Source organism: Parasedimentitalea marina (genome assembly GCF_004006175.1).
Classification (GTDB): Bacteria; Pseudomonadota; Alphaproteobacteria; order Rhodobacterales; family Rhodobacteraceae; genus Parasedimentitalea; species Parasedimentitalea marina.
The window spans coordinates 1,186,520-1,206,658 of sequence record NZ_CP033219.1 but is presented as its reverse complement, the minus strand read 5'-3'; the positions used below and the strand labels follow the sequence as shown (position 1 = coordinate 1,206,658).

Genomic DNA, 20,139 nt, shown 5'->3' with positions numbered 1-20,139 from the left:
GGGCGTTTTCGTCTCTTAAATCATCCTGATGCCCGGCCCCTGCCCCCCCGTTGATCATGCACAATAAAAGTGAACTCAGACACAGGGAGTCACGTTATGCAGCATCAGTCCATCAGTTTTGATACCTTCTTTGCGCAGGGTGCCACACCCGTTTTTCCCAAGCTGGACAGACGCGCGGTCATGAATGTTGAGGTGGTAGACGCAACCCCACAGGCGGCGATCAACAATCTTTTGCAGCCGGGCAAGCGCACCGTATTTTTCCTGAATGCACATTGTGCCAACATGCGCGCAGTGAAGTCGGATTACGCCACAGCATTGGATCGTGCAGATCTGGTCCTTCCCGACGGTATTGGTGTTGAGCTGGCGGCGAGGATGCAGGGCGACGGGTTGATGGCCAATCTGAACGGTACCGATCTGTTGCCACCTTTGCTGAAAGCAGCCGCCAAACAAGGGAAAAGCGTTTTTCTATTTGGCGCCCGACCGGGCACCGCAGAAAAAGCTGCAAAACACCTTGGGTCCATGATCCCTGGGCTGCGTATCGCTGGAACTCTCGATGGGTTTAAAGACGCTGCGAATGCCCAGGACGCTATAAACACGATCAATGGCTCTGGCGCGGATATCTTGCTGGTCGCCATGGGGGTCCCCCTGCAAGAGCTGTGGTTGGACCGCTTTGGACCAGACCTGCGTCCTGACCTTAAGATGGCGGTTGGTGGATTGTTTGATTTCTGGGCTGGCAATGTCAAACGCGCGCCGCTCTGTGTCCGACAGGCGAAATGCGAATGGGTCTGGCGTCTGGCGATGGAACCAACCCGGCTGGCCAAGCGGTACATCCTTGGCAATTTCACCTTTTTGTTTCGCGCCGCACGCCATGCGCTGCACACCCGCTCCAAATATGCCATTCACAAAAGGCTTTTGGATGTGGTGCTAAGCACTGTTGCTCTGGTCGCACTTTTTCCGCTGCTTCTACTGATTGGTGCCGCCATTCGATTGGAAAGCCCGGGCGCTGCAATTTTCAGCCAGAAACGTGTTGGCCGGAATGGCAAGCAATTCACTCTGTATAAGTTCCGTTCCATGCACGTGGACGCTGCGGAGAGACGCAAGGATCTATTGTCGGCGTCTGACCGTGACGGCATCTGCTTCAAAGCCCGCAACGATCCTCGGGTGACAAAAGTCGGTCGTATTCTGCGCCGGTTCTCGTTGGACGAGTTACCCCAGATCGTGAACATACTAACCGGGAAGATGTCGATTGTTGGCCCGCGCCCAGCGCTGCCCGAGGAGGTCGAAGCCTATTCCAAACGGGCGCTCCGCCGCCTCAGCGTCAAACCGGGACTGACCGGAATCTGGCAGGTCTCTGGCCGCGCTGATGTCGATTTTGATCGCATGGTGGATATGGACATCGCTTATACCCGCTCACGCTCCATCTTGCTGGACCTGGCCCTGATCGCCGTAACCTTTCAGGCGGTGTTCAAAGGGCGCGGGGCTTACTAAGCCCCCACCGTCGCAGGGTCATTCCCACACGCCACGTCTTTGCAAATCCCCGATCAAGGCCACTCTATCCTTTCGGATAGTTCCTAATACATGAGAGAGGCAGAAAGAGCCCTGGTCAACGTGTGAAGCTAATAGTGAAAACACAGAGGTGAATTATGACAATCAATGGTATTTACTCAATCGCCCGTACCTTGTTTCTAGCTGCCATTGTCGCAACCAGAGTTACCGCTGGAACGGCAGAAACTGAGGCAATGCCAGTACTGGAAGTCACTGGCGGACAGGGTCCGGATCAAGCCTTCTTACTAAGTGTTCAGGATCTACAAGATATTGCTGTCGAAAATATTGTTACATCGACAATCTGGACCCAGGGCGTACACGAGTTTTCCGGTGTTCCCCTGTACACTCTGCTGCAACATCTGGACGTCAAGGGAACCACTATTCAGGCGATCGCGCTGAACGATTACGCCGTGGCCATCCCGCGAAGTGATGCACGTGTAGGGGGGCCCATTGTTGCCTTTGCCATTGACGGCCAGCCAATCCCCAGACGTGAAAAAGGTCCGCTCTGGATCATCTACCCATTTGACCAATCGCCAGAATTTCGCACCGAAACGATTTATTCACGCAGTATCTGGCAACTCAATCGATTAAATATTGTTCAATGATATGGTAGCTTCAGAACATTCCTTTGAAAGCGTCTCAAATTGCCCCGTTACCCCAGGTTATTTCTAGTCCTCAAGAATTGGGTTCTGCTGCCTCTGGTCGTTCTGTGTCTGCCTCTTCTGGTTCTGATTGGGCTCGAAGTGTACCGGGACCTAAAGCAACTGCGGTCCTCCGATTCAGACACGGTGCAGTGGACATTGTCCCAGGTCGAAATCGAATACCTCGATTTCTTGCTCACTCTTGAACAGAATAATCACCCTGAAACCTCGGATCTCGCTGCTGTTCGAAAGGATTTTGATATCCTGTACAGCCGCTTGGGAATTCTGGCCAATGGTAAGCTTTTCGAGCCCACTCGAAAGATTGAGGAATTTCTGCGCTCAATCATATCGCTACAGACATTTCTGGACCAGACGATTGTTCTCATGGACGGGCCAGATGATGCTTTGCGATCGGCCATTCCAGATCTGTTCAATCAGTCTGCTGCGCTGCGCCCCGAAGTGCGAAGCCTGTTCATCCTAGGCCTGTCCCATTTCGCCCGCGCCTCGGATATGCAGCGGTCACGTATATTTTCAACTTTGACACAGTTGGCGATTGTCTCAGTGACAATATTGGTCGCACTCGCTGCGTTGTTTACCTATTCCCTGTTGGCCAACGCTCAGATCCGGGCCAGAGGACGTGCATTGATCCGCGCCAACGCGCATATGCAGACGATCCTGTCGACAACACAAGAGGCCGTGATCGTCGCAGATACCAAGGGGCATGTCGTGGATTTGAACGCGGCTGCCGAAACCACATTTGGCTATTCATTGGCCGACGCCAAAGGTCAGAACATTGATGATCTGATTGTCCCAGCTGAACACAAAGAAGCCCATCAGCGAAGATTTTCCCTGATGGTGCAAACTGCTGATAACCAGCCGATAGGAACTGGCCGCGTACGCCTTGAAGCCCGCAGGGCCAACGGGGAACGCTTTCCCGTCGAATTGGCCATGCAATCAGCCCAAACCGAAGATGGCGATGTGATCATTAGCTTCCTGAGGGACATCTCTCAACAATTGAACGCCGAGGCCGAGCTGCGCGGCGCACGAGACCAGGCGCTGGCAGGTGAGAAAGCCAAAGCAAATTTCCTGGCTATGATGAGCCACGAAATACGCACGCCGCTGAATGGATTACTCGGCAACCTGACCCTGATCAGCAAAAGCACCTTAGACACGGATCAGACAACCTATGTGCAGAACATGGAAATATCGGGACGCCAGTTGATGCATCATGTCAATTCCATTTTGGATATTGCCAAGTTTGAGTCTGGCAAGCCCGCTGTCGTACAATCGACCTTTCATTTGGGTCACTTCCTACAAGACATTGTTGACGGCCAAAGTGGCCACGCAGGGCGAAATCAGACCACCATTGAATGGGAATGGCTGGGGCCCAGTTTGGAATGGGTTTCAACAGATCAGACAATTCTTGAGCAAATTCTGCTAAACCTCGTTGGGAATGCAATTAAGTTCACACATGTGGGCCACATTAGCATCGAGGCAGAACAGATCACGCCGACCGACGACACCTGCAATGTCGAGTTACGGATTATCGACAGTGGCATCGGCATTTCCGATGAAGACCAGCTCAGAATATTTGAAGATTTTGAGACCTGTGATTCAACCTATACACGCGACAGCGGCGGAACAGGCTTAGGCCTGGGCATTGTCAGACGTATGGTACAGCTGCTTGGCGGCAGTATCGGTGTCGAAAGTACGCCGGGTGACGGCAGCGTTTTTTGGCTACACCTGCCCCTGCTGCCGGTCGCCGAACCGCTTCCCGACAGTAGCGAGGAAAAGGCGCGAGCCGCAGACCAGTCGCTGTCAATTCTTGTCGCCGAGGACGTCGAGACCAATGCCTTTGTCGCGCGCAAACTGCTGGAACGTGACGGCCACAAGGTGACATTGGTTCCTGATGGGCTGGCGGCCGTCGCCAAAGCTTCGACCGAGACCTTTGATGTTATCCTGATGGATATCAGCATGCCCGGTATGGATGGTCTTCAGGCAACACGGAAAATTCGCGCCGCGCCGCAACCCTTCTGTGACATTCCAATCTTCGCTTTTTCGGCAAATGTCCTACCCGAGGAAACGACACATTTTAGGGCCAGCGGTATGGATGGATTTATTGGCAAACCGCTTCAGTTACCAGAACTGCGCCGCGCCCTTCAAACGGTGCTTGATGGGTCATGCATGATCAATTCCGACCCCAGAAACAGGCCTGTAGATGAAGAAGCAGAGTTGGCCAAAGATTTGCTAAACCAACGTGAATACAACATATTTTTGGGCAGGTTTCTGACTGAAGGTGATGCGCTGTTAGCGGATTTGGAAAACGATCCTTTAACAACACTGGGTTTCGAAACGCTTGCAGCAAAGTGCCATCAAGTCCGAAGCACGGCCAGTCTTTTCGGCGCTGCAGACTTTGCGACCAGCCTTGGCAACCTAGAGGTTGCGGCCAAACGATCCGACACCTCAGCCAGCCTGGCCGAGATCGCCGATCTGTCCGACTTATGGGCGAAAACCCGCGCCACTCTTGATCTCAAGTCCGTCTCTGCGGGTCAGTAACACATTACTCGTTCAACAACAGACCAACCCCGATCAACCCAAGCACACGGGCCACTTCGGCGACATTGGTGATCGTGCTGTCATAGCAAGCGACGGAATCGCCTGGCAAAATAAAGGGATCGTAGTCGTCCCGATCAGCGCGGCGCAGCATATCTTCGATATCCCGCTCGATGGCAATGGACACATCTGAGATAGGATTGCGTGACAACAGTAGGCCAGACCGATGTGCGCTTGTTGCGCGCGACCCACCAACACAGTTGAGGTCCACGATGGCCTGCAAATACCGCGTCCCATAGGGCATTTCGCGGACGTTACGACCTATTGCCGAGATCGCGTTGCCAGTGGCCGGTTGGGTCAGGTTCGACATAAACACTGAAACACCCGGAGGGCTGATCGGGCTGGGGCGCATCAGGTCATCCTGAAAACACTGACGGGACGGGACAAAGACCTGATCCCCTGTCAGCAGCATCACATCCACCATATTGTGACCCTGAAAAACGCCACGAAGATCCAGCGTGTATAACCTGCCATTGCGGCGCAGCTCGACCGCAGACAGATCAGCATCGGGACGCACCCCACCAGACGCACGCAGGGCCGCAGACAGGTTGCGGGCCTCGGTCGACGCGCCCAAAGCCTCTTGTCGGCCCGTATCAAGTTGATCTCCAGACACGCCGCCAAGTTCAACCTGATGGGGTTCGAACACGGCACCAGACACCCCGACCAGCGCCGAAGCAACATCCATGATACGCACCGAAACCGAAGGGGCCGTGTCATACAGCTGTTCCGCAATCAGAGTATTTTTCAAATCGCGTTCAACATCAGACGTGCTGCGACCCTGCGCACGAATGGGCGGCAGAAACGGCATTTTCAAAGTGCCGTCTCGGGAAATCACATAGTTTCCACCAAGATCTTCGTCACTGCCAATTCTGACCTCGACCAGATCATTGCGCGACAATCGTTCCCCCAACAGCGTATTGGCAACGCCGCTGATTTTGGTGCCATAGGCGCCGCCACGATACGGCAGGCAGATTTCTGAATTGAGCCGGGCGGACTTTAGAAAACCTGCCTCGGCGCGGCTGACATCAATATCACGGTACTGCGCCTGATAGCCGTATTCACCGGGCTGGGTTTCCAGATTATCCGGGTGACCAGTTGCGGCACAGCTGGCAAGCAGCACAAAAGAAAGCGTGCTAAGACGTCTCATCCACTGGTCAACCAAAGTCTGCCCTACCTCGTCATTTTTTTTGCCCAGTCAATCCATAGACCAGGCCCATGTCCAGCTCGCCTTATGCAGGTGGGTCGTTTTCCTATCCCAATGGGTCAATTGCGCTACAGAATTGACGTGGGTTCTCCGAATGCGGGACCCGCGTCAGACAGGGCGCAGGGCTAGGCTAGAGGAAACAACACATGAGTTTCCAATGTCCCGCGTCGCCAATGGCTCTTCTTCCTTCCTGACAAATCTGATGGCCTTTGGCGCATCCGAAGTCTCGGCGAAAGCCACCCGCCTGCTGGTTGTGGTGGCCATTTCCCGCACATTGAGCGCCGAAAATGTTGGTTATGCGGCCGCAGCTCTGGCGGTTGGCGAAGTGCTGAAATCCCTAACTGAAAACGGGATTGGCCAACGTATTATTGCTGCGCATAAAGACAACCTAGAGGCGGTCTGCCATTCGGCGCATCGGTTGTTTTGGGGATACTGCGTCGGCTTGACCGTCGTCCAGATGGCCATTGGGTGTGCGCTTCATGTCGCTGGTCAAACCACTGTTGGCGCCTTGGTTGGCCTGATGGCCATCGAATACCTGTTTATGCCCGCGGGGTTGGTGCAGGTTGCATTGGCCATGCGCGAGAACCGTCTGAAACGGGTTGCGGTGATTTCCGCAATTCAGGTCTCCGGGGCCAACCTGATTACCGTTGCATTGGCTTTTGCCTGGGCGTCGCCATTGGTTTTGATCCTGCCACGGGTGCTGACCGCACCGATCTGGCTGGTGGCTGTGCGCCATCTGCGTCCCTGGCAGCGCAAAAGCCTTGTCCACCAAGCCCCGCTGCAGCCATTTGTAACCTACGGCCTGCCGGTCACCGGCATCGAACTGGTCAAAGCGCTGCGCCTGCATGCGGATAAGATCGTGGTCGGTGCGGTGTTGGGCCCCAAGGCGCTAGGGATCTATTTTCTGGCCTTCAACGCCGGCCTCAGCTTGGCGACCTCCTTTTGTGCCGCACTTGGCATCGTCCTGTTTCCACATCTTTGCAAAGAGGCGGATCAACACGCAGCCCTGCGACGCACCGTGACCCTGTCCATAATCTGCATTCTGCCCGTTGTCCTGCTGCAGTCCCTGTTTGCGTCGGTCTATGTGCCGCTGCTGCTGGGGGCCAAGTGGGGCCATATTGCACCCACCGTTTCACTGCTGTGTTTCGCCGCCCTGCCCCTGACAATCTGGACCTCTGTGGCGGCAAGCCTGCGGGTCAGCGGCCGCCCCAAAGTCGAATTCACCGTGACCCTCATCCTGACAATCGCCTTGGTTTTCTCGGCGATCCTGGCCGCCCCTTACGGTCTGACCACCATGGCGACAGCCTATGTGGCCACCACCACAACAATTCTTCTCGCCGCGGCGCTGCCGCATTTAATGAAACCCGCCCAACAGGACTTGAGAAAGGTCTGAGCTATGCCAGAATTTACTATCATTATGCCGTGCTTCAATGCTGCGAAAACACTGAATGAATCGATCGGCTCTCTTCTGTCTCAGTCAATCAGAGACTGGGAACTGATCTGTATCGATGACGGATCAACCGATGAGACACCCAAGCTGCTTAAGGGCTGGGAGGCGGCTGACAAGCGCATCAAAATGCTGCGCAATCAGGGCAAAGGTCCCAGCGCTGCCCGCAACATGGGCGCGCATTATGCCACCGGAAACATCCTTTGTTTCTGCGACGCGGATGATCTTTGGGTGCCCAAAAAACTGGAGTTTCTGCATCGCGAATTCAAGGCCGAGCGTGTCGATGGCCTGTTCGGACGGGTCGCGTTCTTCCGCAAACGCGGCAAGGCAGATACACACTCCAGAATGCCAAGTGCCCCGCTATCGGTGCCCTTGCTCATGGGGGAAAACCCGGTGTGTACCACATCGAACATATCCATTCGTCGTAAAACTTTCCTGCTAAGTGGCGGCTTTGACGTCAACCTGGTCCACAACGAAGATCTTGAATGGCTGATCCGGCTTGTTGGTGGTGGCGCAACCATCAAAGGTCTTGATGAACTGCACGTGTGGTACCGGACCAGCCCACAAGGATTGTCATCGGATCTGACGGCCATGTCCCAATCGCGTCAGAAAGTTCTGGCAACGGCCCGCGGTTTTGGCTTCCAGCCCGACAGGCACGCCGAAGCAATCTACATGCGTTACCTGGCACGTCGCGCCCTAAGACTGGGCCACTACGGCTCCTCCGCCATATACCTGACATTTTCAGGCCTGCGGCAAAGCCCACGCGCATTCCTGTTTCCTCTGCGCAGTGGCTTACCAACCGCAGTCGGCGCAATTTGCGCGCCCCTGTTGCCCAAGTCGCTGCGCCGCTCGCTGTTCTCTCGCTAAGGTAAATGGAGTACATAATGCCCAAAGCAAGTATCATAGTTCCAGCCTTTAATGCCTCGGCCACGCTCGCCGACACGCTCTTGTCACTGTTGGATCAGACGTTTCAGGATTTTGAGATAATCGTCGTCAATGACGGGTCCACCGATGGCACAAGCGATATCATCGCCTCGTTTCTAAAGGACAAGCGGATATCTTATGTTGACCAGCCAAACCGCGGTTTGGCTGGGGCGCGCAATACCGGGATCGCCAAGGCAACGGGAAATTATATCGGCTTTTGTGACTCGGATGATCTTTGGGTGCCGGACAAATTGGCCAGACATGTTCAGCACCTGGATAGGTCGCCGGACGTCGGGCTCAGCTACGCGGGCTCTACTCTGATCGATGAAAACAACCAGACACTGGGCTTGAAGCAGACCCCCCGTCTGCAGGGAATCACAGCAGCAGCGGTATTCAAAAGAAACCCTGTGGGCAATGGTTCGGTTGCTGTCTTTCGCCGCGCCGCTTTGATGGACATTGCCTATACCCCTCAAAGGGATCGCCCGCGGCAGTGGTACTTTGACGAAACATTTCGCCAGTCCGAGGACATCGAATGCTGGCTGCGCCTGGCCCTGACCACGGACTGGGAGATCGAAGGCATTTGGGGTCATTTGACCAAATACAGAATTGCCCGCCAAGGGTTGTCAGCAAACACAAACAAGCAACTGGCCGCCTGGAACCGTATGGTCGACAAACTGCGTCCGCTGAATCCTGCGTTTTTTGCAAAACATGAACCCGCTGCCCGCGCCTACCAACTGCGCTATCTTGCCCGCCGTGCCGTCAGCGCAGGGGATGGTTTCAAGGCCAAAAAATACGCCCATGAATTCCTAAAGGCATCGCTAAGGCCGCTTATGGAAGAGCCCCTGAAATCCCTAACCACCATTGTAGCCGCCGAATCTCTGGCCCGAACCGGGTTTGATCCGATGCGGATTGCAGCCACTTTCCGGTGATCTGCCCTGAATTCACTCTAAGCATATCACCTACAGGAGATTTTTATGAGTAATACAGCCATCTTACACCTCACCGACGATACCACACCGGGCGGTGTTATGCGGGTTATCGACAATATTCTAGCGTCGAAATACTTGGCCAAATCCGGTCATCACCGCATGGCCGTGATTGAAAACAACAACCTGACGCTTCCTGACGGCCGCGTTGATATAATCGTTTCCCATCTGGCATTAAACTGGCGGAACTTTGCTGCGCGGGTGCGCTTGCGGGCCATGCATCCCAATATTCCCATGATCCATGTTGAACACAGTTACACACAGGGTTTCGTTGCGCAAAAGGTGCTAAATAAGATTCGGTTTTTTGCCATGTTACGCAGTGCATTCTGCCTGTTTGACCGTGTTATCGCGGTGAGCAATGCCCAAAGGGACTGGCTGATCCGGCGCGACCTGATTGATGAAGAGCGGCTATCGGTCATCCAGTCCTCCGTCGATCTGACTGGGTTTGAAACCCTCCCCGGACCGGGCAGCCGCGCACGGATCTTTGGCCTGGTTGGACGCCTGCACGAACAAAAGGGTTTTGATATCGCCATTCAGGCCTTTCGCGAGTGTAGCGGGCCCGACCTGCGCCTAAAAGTTTTTGGTGATGGCCCATTGCGGGCCGAGCTTGAGGAGCTGGCCTATTGCGACCCCAGGATTAGTTTTCACGGTCACTGTAAAGACCCGCTAGAGCCCATGCGATCGATCGATGTTTTACTCATGCCGTCGCGCTGGGAAGCTTTTGGCTTGGTCGCTCGGGAAGCCCTGTCCGCCGGTCGTAAAGTGATAGTAGCCAAAACCGATGGCTTAAAGGATCACATCAAACCGGGTGCAACCGAGGTACATGACCTTAGTATTGCAGCTTGGTCTCAGGCCATCATCAATTCCGCGAATGACTTGGAAAAGGATCAGTGCACTGGGCAAAATGAGCAACCGGTACACAGTCCGAAAACATCGCGGTTTGAATATGAATGGGAAAAATGCCTGGAGCGATTTTAACAACCCATACCTGCCATGACTTTTGTGCGGTCGGTTGTCGGCTGAATTGATGCCAGGCAGAAATAAACCTCGCCGCCGCGCAAGTCGCTTGAGGGTGGGAAGGCGTGCACGAGCGGGCCATGACAGCCCGCTCGACACTCTTGTTTATTCGGCTGGTGCTACCGCCGCTGTATTGTGCTTGTCGCGCAAACCGTCGCGGTACAGTGCTTTGGCAAGCGACACACACATCAGCCCCATCACGACAGTGAATGGCAAGGCCCCGATAATCATCGCGCTTTTCAACGCTTCCATCGGATCTGCACCGCCATTAGTTTTACCCGCAATCAGCAAGGTGCCAATCACCAGGGTCAGGATAACACCCCAAACGATGCGGTGTTTGTGACCTGTTTCCTGTTCGCCACCAGACATGATGGTGTTCATCACCAGAATGCCCGAGTCAGCCGAGGTCACCAGGAAGGTCAGGATCAAGACCACACACATCACGGTGATCGCAGTCAGGAAACCACCCGAGAGCATTTCACCCAAAGTCACAAACAGTTTTGCAGTGTTTGAGGCTCCGATGATCACGCCATTGGCGTCCCCGGTCAGTTCCAGATCAATCGCCGTGCCACCCAGGATGGTCATCCAAGCAAAGCAAACCAAAGTAGGTGCAAACACACATCCGACGATGAATTCCCGAACAGACCGACCTCTGGAGATACGGGCCAGGAACAGGCCAACAAAGGGTGAAAACGCGATCCACCAGGCCCAGTAGAACGTGGTCCATCCTGCCTGCCAGCCAAACTGACGCCCGGCATTACCGGCATCGTACACAGCAGCCAGAGTTTCCTCTGGTAATGCAGCGGCTGCACCCTCTAGTCCTGATTTGAACCCATCAAAGGATCCCCAGGCATTGGTCGCCCCGGCCATCAGTTCACCAGCAAGCGGTTTGGCGGCTTCTGGCAGACCTGCTGCAAAGGCATCTGCAGATTGCGGCGTATAAGGGCCAAAGCTAAGCGCAGTGAAATGCAGGATATAGTCCATCAATGCTGTGGCATAAGTGGTCATTGCAAACAGGAAGGACCCAAAGATCACAAAGGTCAGCAACAGAATGATCGACAGCACCAGGTTCAGGTTCGAGAGATATTTCACCCCACGTCCCACACCAGACACAGCCGATATGATCGACAACCCCATGATAATAGTCAGGCCTGCAACCAGACCCACAGTCCCAGGTGCCGGCGCATCACCGGTCATGTCCATCATCCATTCCATACCCGTGATCGCATAGAGACCGTCAATGAACTGGCTGACACCAAAACCGATGGTCACTGACACGCCCAGAATGGTGGCAACAACACCCAGCACATCGACGATGTGACCAAAGATCCCGTTCACATATTTGCCAAACAACGGCGTCAAAGCGGAGCGGATCGTCAGCGGCATATCGCGGGTGTAAGCGTAGTAGGCCAGCGACAGGCCGGTCACCACATAGATCGCCCAGGCATGGATGCCGTAGTGCAGGAATGTATAACGATATCCAGATTGCAGCGCGGCTTCGGTATTGCCCGCAACCTCACCGGCAACCACCACAGGGTTTGATCCCCACAGGCCCATCGGTTCAGCCGTGGCAAAGACCATCAACCCGACACCCAAACCAGCGCCAAACATCATCGAGAACCAAGAGAAGTTCGAGAATTCCGGCGCTTCTCCCTCGCGTCCCATAATGCGTTTTCCGGTTTGCGGCAACGCAGCGACGATGAACAGAAAGAAGGCGAAGGCGCCAACGATCACGATATAAAACGCATTGAAGTCGCCCAGGATTTTCCAGTTCAGGCTTCCCAATGCACTGTTTGCATTGGCCGGCCAGACCAGCGCCCAGATAACCAGCAAGGCCATTGTGATCTTACTGATAAGCGCAATTGGCAGACTGTATCCTTCATAGAATCCAGACCCCGCCTTCTTGATTTCCAGCTCCGTAAATGGAGGCTTGATTGACATTGGAACTCTCCCTTCCACTGTTAACTCATTCCGAGCATTAGGATTGGGTCAATCTGTAACCCGTTCCCTTGGCCTGCCTTCCCCAGACAGGCGTTTTCCTAACCGAGAAGTGCCTCGATCCGGGCAAGAGTTGCGGTGTTGACCGCAACGCCTTGTGTCTGCGCCAAAGCGCGTTTTTTCGTACGGCCGTCGCCAGGCAGATGGGCTCCATCCTGGGCGTGAACGGCCTGTGCCAGTTCCGTGATGCGACCCGCAAAGGCATCTCCAGCGGTCGCTGCCGGATCAATCGCCAGAAAGAACTGGCCGGTTTTGGGCGGACCGCCTGCGGTGCCAGAAAACGGCGAGGCATTGATCCCCAACGTGGCCCCGGTCAGGGCCGCTGCCATCATTTCCACCAACAGGGCAACGCCGACGCCCTTGTATCCACCAGATGGTGCCATCGACCCTTTCAGGCCGACATTTGGGTCTGTGGTTGGATTGCCTTCGCCATCCAATGCCCAGCCCACAGGTATAGGTTTGCCTTCGCGCGCATGTTTCATCACTTCACTCTTGGCGATGGTACTGGCGCTTTGATCGATTAATATCGTCGGTTTTCCGTCAATTCCCGGCGCGGCAATGGAAAAGGGGTTGGTTCCGACAACCGGCTTGTAGCCCCCCGAGGGCGCAATCGAGGCCGGCGCGTTTGTGAAACCGATGCCAACAAGACCCGATTCGGCCAGGCGATTGGTGTGATAGCCCAATACGCCGCAATTATAGGAATTGCGGATCGACAGCGCTGCAACACCTTGCTGGCGGGCCAGTGGGATCAGTTGATCAAACCCCTTGTCGATGGCTGAATGTGCAAACCCGGTTGCGGCGTCCACTGTGATAACGCCCGGCCGGGGCACTTCCAGCTTGGGAACAGCCTGACCATCGACTTTTCCACACTGAACATGTTCGGCATAGATCGGGATATAGGCCAACCCATGGCTGGCAACACCGTCCGCCTCGGTCGCGGCAGTTGCAATTGCCAGCGGGCGTGCGTTGCCCGCAGAGGTGCCAGCCGCAACCAGCGCCTTGAACGACAGCTCTTCGATTTCAGCAAGGCTTAGGGTTCGTGTTTCAGTCATAAGACCTCCGGATTAGTCATTGTCAGATTGCCCAGCGCCTGCCCCAAGTCGCCGCGAGGTTTCCGTCGCGGGCGCATAAGTCAGTGCAGCCAGTGAATTGAGTGTCTCCCAGACTTGACTGCTGGGGGTGGCACGATGGGTTGATTTTGCACCGTCAGTCAGCGCAGTCGCGTGGGCAATTGCCATGCAATCAACCTGTTCGACATAAGCGGCCATATCAGTTGCGAACTGCTGCTTATGTGTTTTTCCATCTGTTGTGATGATCGCATCCGCCCAAGTCACCTGCAGGCAGGTGTTCGTTCTGCGCGCCACCGCCGCGACAAATGGCAGGATGATCAACGGGCTCGACAAATCGCGGATCTCGACCCCGTCCGCGGTAACCCGCTGCGCAGAATCCGACAGTGAGGCCCCGGTTCGAACCGGGCAAAGCAGATCCGCCGATCCGTGCCACTCGCCAGTCAATGACAGTGGGGACCCAAGCTTTTGCGGATTGGTCTGATAGACGTCCAGCAGATTGGCCAGCACCCGGCACCCGTCAAGACCCTGCGCGCAAATCCACCTTGTCGCCTTGGCGGCCTCTTCCGCCAGCCCCCAGTCCAGCCCTGCCCCACGCGCTGCACGTTTGCTGTGGGCCTCTACTTCGTTCAACGAATAGCTCATGGGCTCGCCTCCAACCCCGGATAGACCCAGTAGTCGGCATTGTCCTGTGTCAGTTCATTGGGATATGGCGCGCCCTGGAACATGCAAATCCGCACCCATCGATCAGACCGCGGGTCAAAATGAGTGGCACCAAAGAAGGATAGTTTGGCCCGCAACATATCAATCGGCAGAATGTCCTCGCCAATGGTATTGTCTTGGATCTCGCTATAGGGTGCCATCGCGCTGATCTGTACACGCCGGACCGTGTGACGATGTTCCGGATGGCGCAGCAGAAAATCTGCGACCGTTTTATCCCGGCCCCAAGCCCCTAATGCCCCATAAACCGCTGCTGCATCCCGCGCGGGCGCCAATGGTTGCTCATAATCTGTAATTGGCTCCTCAAACCGAGACCCGATACGGGGCTCAAGCTTCTCAGCCGAGACATACCAGGCACGTGCGCAGTTTTCCCGGTTGGACCAATCCAGCTCCAGCGCCCATCCATAGCTGTTCTGGATCAGATCATTCAACGTGCCGACGGCCATACTGCCGTCAATGACAAAGGCATCTGAATTGTCATCCGATAACTCGGCGGCCAGGTCATCCACAAGATGACCGTAGGGCTCCATCAACAAGGAGACCAACAGCTCCTGACCTTCTTCGCTCAGGCGCGCCTCGGCCCACCGTACCAGCTGGTCCCATGGGTATTCTTTGCTCAGATCAAGATCCGCCAGATATCTGAAAACCGCAGTCAAATCGTCGCCCAGCGCGCCAAGCTTGGCCACCTGCACCGGATGTTGCGAGTGCCAGTGTTCGATCGAGCGCGAGCTCCGCCCCAGCATCTCGATAAACTGATCGATTTCTGCCTGGGTGGCGCGCTGCACCTGCCGGACCCGCAACAACGCCTGCTCGCGCGCCATGATCCAATTGTTGAACAACATCGGGTGGTTGACGATGAAGGGAGCCATGCCAAGTCCGGTAGAATTGCCAATCCCCAGCTGCCCCGCAACCTCGGGGTTCAATGGAACCGCTGCCGCGCCACCTTTGATCCGGGCCTCGTGTTCCACCAGATCCCGCACAAATCCACGGGTCAAAAACACCGACAACATCTCGGCCTGAAAAGGTGCGGCAAACTCTGGCCTGTCCGCGATGACCTCACGGTCCGCAGCCCCGAATTTACCCGAGCCATAGACGGCCGTGGTGCGCATCAGATAACCGACACTGGCCAGTTGCTCGGGGTCCGGTTGCTGTCCGGCGGCCAACGCTTCGACAACGTGCTTCCACAACCGAACCGAACGATTTGCCCGCGAAAGGGAAAGCTCACTTTCGCTGACCCGACCCGCTTCTTGTAACGGAACATTCTGCGACAACCGTGTTATGTCATTTGCATCCGGGATGCCGTCAAACAGTGTAAACGTCGCATCCCAGGCTTCTGCAATCACCCGGTCCGACCGCATTTCAGCTGGCAGGTCATGGGCAAACGCCACCAGCGAATACGTACGTTCCGGGCCTTTGGCACAATAGACCGCGTGGCCTGTTCCATCCGCACCAATGTTGAACACCGGACACGAAAACTCCCAGGCTTCATCCGCCATGCGCCGCGTCAAAATCCGCATGAAACTCAGGCGGCACTGATGCAAGGATCCCAGCCGCTTGAGCCGCATGACTTGCTTGGGATCACGAACAGTGAGTGTGAGGGGGGCGCTGCCAGTCATCCGTTAACCAGCGGCGTAAAGTTTGCGGCATAAAACCGATGCCAGTTGCCGCCCAGGATTGCGGCACTTTCAGTCTCGGACATACCGACCGCGCGCAGCCCGCTTTCCAGAGTTCCAAAATCACGGTTGTCACGAAACCACGTGGGCATCTCCGGAAAACCGGGTTTATCGGCCGAGCCTTCACCGTAGTCGATATCCTTGGTCCACCGACCAACGCGCATCCACTCGACGATCGTGTCGGGTTGATCCTGGCAAAGATCACTGCCAATGCCCAAATTGTCTACACCGAACCGATCCGCACAGCGCGCGATCATCTCGCAAAACTCTTGCAGGGTGCACTCCGACTTGTTCTTCAGATGATGCGGATAAATCGAGAACCCAAACATGCCGCCGTTTTCGGTCACTGCCCGGATCACATCATCTTTCTTATTGCGCAATGCAGGCGCCCAATCATAGGGATTCGCGTGAGTGATGGCGATTGGGCGCCCGGAGAGATCGGCCGCTTCAATAGTCGACCGATCGGCAGAGTGGCTCATGTCGATCACCAGGCCAACACGGTTCATCTCTTTGATGACCTGCCGCCCCATACGGGTAATGCCGGTGTCTTCGCTCTCGTAACATCCAGTCGCCAGCAGCGACTGATTGTTATAGGTCAGCTGCATGAACCGGGCCCCCAGCGTATGCAGAATTTCGATCAGCCCAATGTCATCTTCCATCGGGCTGGGGTTCTGAAACCCAAAGAAAATCGCCGTGCGTCCGGTTTCACGTGCCTTATCAACGTCGCTGACCCACTGGCCTTTCATGATCAGGTCCGGATACTGCTCAAACCAGCGGTTCCACCGTTCAAAGTTCAGCACCGTTTCGCGAAACGTCTCGTGATAGGCAATGGTGACGTGAACGGCATCCACTCCGCCCTCCCGCAATTGCCGAAAGATCTTTTCGGACCAATTGGCATATTGCAGGCCGTCGATACGCATCAGACCGGTGTCCCGGCGCTGATATAGGCTGTTTTGACGGTGGTATAGAATTCAGCAGCTGATTTCCCCTGTTCGCGCGGTCCGTACGAGCTGTCCCCGCGACCGCCAAAGGGCACGTGATAATCTGTGCCTGCGGTTGGCAGGTTGACAGTCACCACACCGGTACGCGCATTGCGACGGAAATGGGTAGACCGGGCCAGGCTCTGGGTCACGATACCCGATGTCAGGCCAAAATTGGTGTCATTGACCACGCTTAGGGCCTCGTCATAACTGTCCACTTTGATCACCGAGGTCAGTGGTGCAAACATTTCCTCGCGGTTGATGCGCATATCATTGGTGCTGTTCAAAAACACACCGGGTGACATGTAGAACCCATCATGCGGCATCTCCAACCGCGCCCCGCCACAGGCCAGTTCTGCGCCCTCAGAGCGGCCCAGGTCCACATAGGCAAGGTTTTCGCTCAGCTGCTGCTGGCTGACCACCGGCCCCAATTGGGTGCCCTCATGCAGCGCGTGGCCCACCTTCATTGACTTGGTGCCCGCGACCAGCTTTTCCACGAAACTGTCGTGCACCGCATGGTGAACCACCAACCGCGACGAGGCGGTGCATTTTTGACCGGTGCTGCCAAACGCCCCACCCAAAGCCAGCGTAACCGCCAGATCCAGATCGGCGTCATCCATCACCGCCAAAGCGTTTTTTGAGCCCATTTCCATCTGAACCTTGGTCAGGTTCTGAATGGCGGCCATGCCGATGCCTTTGCCCACAGGCACAGACCCGGTAAAGGAAATTGCGTTTACCTTGGGGCTTTCCACCAGCTGTTGCCCGATTGAACGACCCGATCCCATCACCAGGCTGAACAGCCCCTTGGGAATATCCTGTTTGGCAATGATTTCCGTCAGTGCCACAGCCGAGGCCGGGGTGATGTTGGCCGGTTTCCAAACCACCGCATTGCCATAACACAGGGCCGGCGCAATCTTCCAAGATGCGGTCGCGGTGGGAAAGTTCCATGGGGAGATAACAGCAACCACTCCCACCGCCTCGCGGCGCACGTCGATTTCAACACCGGCGCGCACCGAATCTGCATTTTCACCCAGCTGACGAAGACATTCAGCGGCGTAATAGGTAAAGAACTGGCCAGCACGGAAAACCTCGCCTTTGCCTTCGGCCAGTGGTTTACCCTCTTCCCGGCTTAGCAATGTGCCCAGCTCCTCGGCCCGCGCCATCAGTTCGTTACCGATTGCCATCAGCACCGATTGCTTGCGCTCAAGCCCATAGGCCGCCCATTCCCGCTGCGCGATCTGCGCCTGGTCCAGGGTGTCTTCCAATTGGTCAGTGCTGGCCTGCGTGAACATGCCAATCATGTCGCTCAGATCTGATGGGTTGCGATTTTCAACTTCGCTTTCGCCCGCAGCCCAGTTTCCAGAAATCAGGTTCAGTTTGGTATTAGACATCATTTTTCCCACACGAAGAGTTAGGAAAACAATGGACTTACTGCGCCATGTCAGTCAAATTTAAATAACTTAAGCTAATTTCAGGAATATTGAAATAATGGCAATCAAGATTGAAATGTTACGTTGTTTCAACGCCGTGGCCGAAGCTGGAAATCTGGCAGATGCGGCAACGCGTTTGGGTCGCACCCAATCAGCCCTCTCAATGACGCTGAAACAGCTAGAAGACCACCTGGGTCAGCGGCTGTTTGTCAGCGATCGCAAAAGCCAGCTAACGCCTGTCGGCCAGCAAATTTTTGAACTCGCCCGAACCGAGTTGCGCCAGTTTGATGACACCCTCAAGGCCATTCAGGCAGCGGCAGTGGCACCACAGGGCCTTGTACGCGTTGCCTCTGTGCCTTCGGTTGCGGGGCTCATGTTCCCATCGATGGTGCAGACATTCCGCGCGGTTTGCCCCGGCACCAAGATTGAGCTGCGCGACACCGATTCCCAACAGGTCATTGACGCGCTGAGCAGAGGTAAGGCGGATATCGGGATCGCCTCAAATGACCACACCGTGAATGGCATTCAACAGACATCGCTGTTTTCTGATCGGTTTGGGCTGATTTGTTCGCCACGTCATCCGCTGGCACTTCGTTCCGGCCCGGTAACGCTATCGGATGTGATTTCCAGCCAGTTCATCAAGAACGACCTGTGTCTGTCAATCGAGTCCGAGACGTTTCAAGAGATGACCTCTCATGCTGACCTGTCGGCCCGCAACACCTTGTCGCTTATTTCAATGGTTCGCTCTGACGAATGGGTCACGATCCTGCCCAAAGCGGTGCTTCATATCGCGCCGTCAGATCTGGTCTTTCGCGAAATTTCAGACCTAACATCCCGGCGTCAGGTCAACTTGCTGTTGCGGGAAAAGTCGCCGTTTCAACACTATGCAGAGAAATTAGCTTCTGTCATCCTTTCCACAAACTGGGAAACAATCATGAGTGCGGATTGAACTGCATCGCTGGGCTCCGGTCCCCTTTTGCTGTCTTTGTCACCTATGCGGCCTTGGTCCGAAGCCAAGACCGAAACGCCCGCAATCCCTTAGGATCTCTGTCAGGTAACATGACCATATAGTACCCTAGGTTTTCTTGATTAAGCTCACAAATCTTAACCAACTCTCTGGCCTGAACGTCCCGCTCAACAATGGACTTGGGCTGTACAGAAATCCCCAATCCAGCGGCTACGGCTGATAACACCAACCCATTGGTATTCAAAAGCGTTAGGTCTATCTGTTCAAAATCAATGCCTTCCCGTTCTACAATAGCCTTTCGTTCCATCATATGGCTTTCCATCAACCACGGCAGACCAACCACATCCTGCAGACACCTGACCGTCCGGCCCTTGACCAGATCAGGATGGGCCACGACCCAAAAATCTCCATCTGTCAGCAGTTCAGATTTGACATTGGGCCACCCCCCGTCGCCATATCTGATCGCCAGATCAAACCCGTCTTTCCTAAGATCAGTCAACCCAATACTCGGATTGATGGTCAGCGATATCTCAGGGTGCTTTGCCCAGAATTCCCCGATCCGTGGCATCAGCCAGTTGGCGGCAAAAGCGGGTGTAACAGTGATATTCAGTGACCTGTTTTCACTTTGTGATCTCAACCTCTCCACGCCGCTGGCAATCGTCGAAAACCCGGCCTGAAGGCTCTCAGCCAGTTGCAACCCGGCTGCAGTGACCGCGACACCACGCCCTTGCCGGATGATCAGGCTTTCGGAAAACTCAGCCTCAAGCCCGCGAACGTGATGGGCAATTGCAGCATGCGTCACGTTCAGCTCACGTGCCGCCTTGCTAAAGCTTTGACAGCGGGCAGCCGATTCAAATGCCCGAAGTGCCGCCAGCGATGGAACGCGCGTCCAATCCATAACATGATACCTGTACTAACAATTGCAAA

Annotated in this window: 16 protein-coding genes; 8 read left to right on the top strand and 8 right to left on the bottom strand. The window is 55.3% G+C overall.

The annotated features are described in order from the left end of the window. Positions 1–96 precede the first annotated feature (96 nt). The 3 genes from EBB79_RS05860 (at position 97) to EBB79_RS05850 (ending at position 4,742) form a co-directional block, all read left to right on the top strand. Positions 97–1,488 carry a WecB/TagA/CpsF family glycosyltransferase gene (locus tag EBB79_RS05860; protein ID WP_127748031.1) on the top strand — a complete coding sequence of 464 codons (1,392 nt, stop codon included), beginning with the start codon at positions 97–99 and terminating at the stop codon, positions 1,486–1,488. A 155-nt stretch (positions 1,489–1,643) separates the two neighbouring features. Then, a complete protein-coding gene (locus EBB79_RS05855) occupies positions 1,644–2,150 on the top strand; it encodes a putative pterin-binding protein (protein ID WP_127748030.1) in 507 nt (168 codons plus the stop codon). Positions 2,151–2,345: 195 nt separating this feature from the next. Next, the gene (locus EBB79_RS05850) at positions 2,346–4,742 is read left to right on the top strand and encodes an ATP-binding protein (protein ID WP_127748029.1); all 2,397 of its coding nucleotides are present in this window, start codon (positions 2,346–2,348) and stop codon (positions 4,740–4,742) included. 4 nt (positions 4,743–4,746) lie between these two features. Here the strand turns inward: EBB79_RS05850 and EBB79_RS05845 are convergent, their stop codons facing one another. Beyond that, positions 4,747–5,946 carry a polysaccharide biosynthesis/export family protein gene (locus tag EBB79_RS05845; RefSeq protein WP_127748028.1) on the bottom strand — a complete coding sequence of 400 codons (1,200 nt, stop codon included), beginning with the start codon at positions 5,944–5,946 and terminating at the stop codon, positions 4,747–4,749. A 214-nt stretch (positions 5,947–6,160) separates the two neighbouring features. On the opposite strand from EBB79_RS05845, the gene EBB79_RS05840 reads away from it, so the two are divergent. Genes EBB79_RS05840 through EBB79_RS05825 form a run of 4 tightly spaced genes read left to right on the top strand, consistent with a single transcriptional unit; the run spans position 6,161 to position 10,338 of the window. After that, positions 6,161–7,396 (top strand): oligosaccharide flippase family protein, encoded by a 1,236-nt coding sequence (locus EBB79_RS05840; RefSeq protein ID WP_127748027.1) that lies wholly within the window; start codon positions 6,161–6,163, stop codon positions 7,394–7,396. Positions 7,397–7,399: 3 nt separating this feature from the next. Next, a complete protein-coding gene (locus tag EBB79_RS05835; RefSeq protein ID WP_127748026.1) occupies positions 7,400–8,317 on the top strand; it encodes a glycosyltransferase family 2 protein in 918 nt (305 codons plus the stop codon). Between the two features lie 17 nt (positions 8,318–8,334). Next, a complete protein-coding gene (locus EBB79_RS05830; protein ID WP_127748025.1) occupies positions 8,335–9,303 on the top strand; it encodes a glycosyltransferase family 2 protein in 969 nt (322 codons plus the stop codon). 45 nt (positions 9,304–9,348) lie between these two features. Beyond that, positions 9,349–10,338 (top strand): glycosyltransferase family 4 protein, encoded by a 990-nt coding sequence (locus tag EBB79_RS05825; protein WP_127748024.1) that lies wholly within the window; start codon positions 9,349–9,351, stop codon positions 10,336–10,338. A gap of 144 nt (positions 10,339–10,482) precedes the next feature. Here EBB79_RS05825 and EBB79_RS05820 read toward each other — a convergent pair whose 3' ends face one another. The 6 genes from EBB79_RS05820 to EBB79_RS05795 all read right to left on the bottom strand — a co-directional run bounded on the left by EBB79_RS05820 (position 10,483) and on the right by EBB79_RS05795 (position 18,206). Next, positions 10,483–12,318 (bottom strand): BCCT family transporter, encoded by a 1,836-nt coding sequence (locus tag EBB79_RS05820; RefSeq protein WP_127748023.1) that lies wholly within the window; start codon positions 12,316–12,318, stop codon positions 10,483–10,485. A 98-nt stretch (positions 12,319–12,416) separates the two neighbouring features. Then, complete coding sequence (locus tag EBB79_RS05815; protein WP_127748022.1) at positions 12,417–13,427, bottom strand: Ldh family oxidoreductase; 1,011 nt, start codon at positions 13,425–13,427, stop codon at positions 12,417–12,419. A gap of 12 nt (positions 13,428–13,439) precedes the next feature. Then, complete coding sequence (locus tag EBB79_RS05810; protein WP_127748021.1) at positions 13,440–14,087, bottom strand: DUF3726 domain-containing protein; 648 nt, start codon at positions 14,085–14,087, stop codon at positions 13,440–13,442. Further along, on the bottom strand, positions 14,084–15,778 hold the full coding sequence (locus EBB79_RS05805) for a hypothetical protein (protein WP_127748020.1): 1,695 nt from the start codon (positions 15,776–15,778) through the stop codon (positions 14,084–14,086). The genes EBB79_RS05810 and EBB79_RS05805 overlap by 4 nt, the downstream gene beginning before the upstream one ends. Next, the gene (locus EBB79_RS05800) at positions 15,775–16,755 is read right to left on the bottom strand and encodes a membrane dipeptidase (RefSeq protein WP_127748019.1); all 981 of its coding nucleotides are present in this window, start codon (positions 16,753–16,755) and stop codon (positions 15,775–15,777) included. The genes EBB79_RS05805 and EBB79_RS05800 overlap by 4 nt, the downstream gene beginning before the upstream one ends. Further along, a complete protein-coding gene (locus EBB79_RS05795; protein ID WP_127748018.1) occupies positions 16,755–18,206 on the bottom strand; it encodes an aldehyde dehydrogenase family protein in 1,452 nt (483 codons plus the stop codon). The genes EBB79_RS05800 and EBB79_RS05795 overlap by 1 nt, the downstream gene beginning before the upstream one ends. A gap of 97 nt (positions 18,207–18,303) precedes the next feature. Between EBB79_RS05795 and EBB79_RS05790 the strand changes: the two genes are divergently transcribed. After that, entirely contained in the window at positions 18,304–19,194 is an 891-nt protein-coding gene (locus EBB79_RS05790; protein WP_127748017.1) for a LysR family transcriptional regulator, read from the top strand. 43 nt (positions 19,195–19,237) lie between these two features. Here EBB79_RS05790 and EBB79_RS05785 read toward each other — a convergent pair whose 3' ends face one another. Beyond that, entirely contained in the window at positions 19,238–20,110 is an 873-nt protein-coding gene (locus tag EBB79_RS05785) for a LysR family transcriptional regulator (protein WP_127748016.1), read from the bottom strand. Between the last annotated feature and the right edge of the window lie 29 nt (positions 20,111–20,139).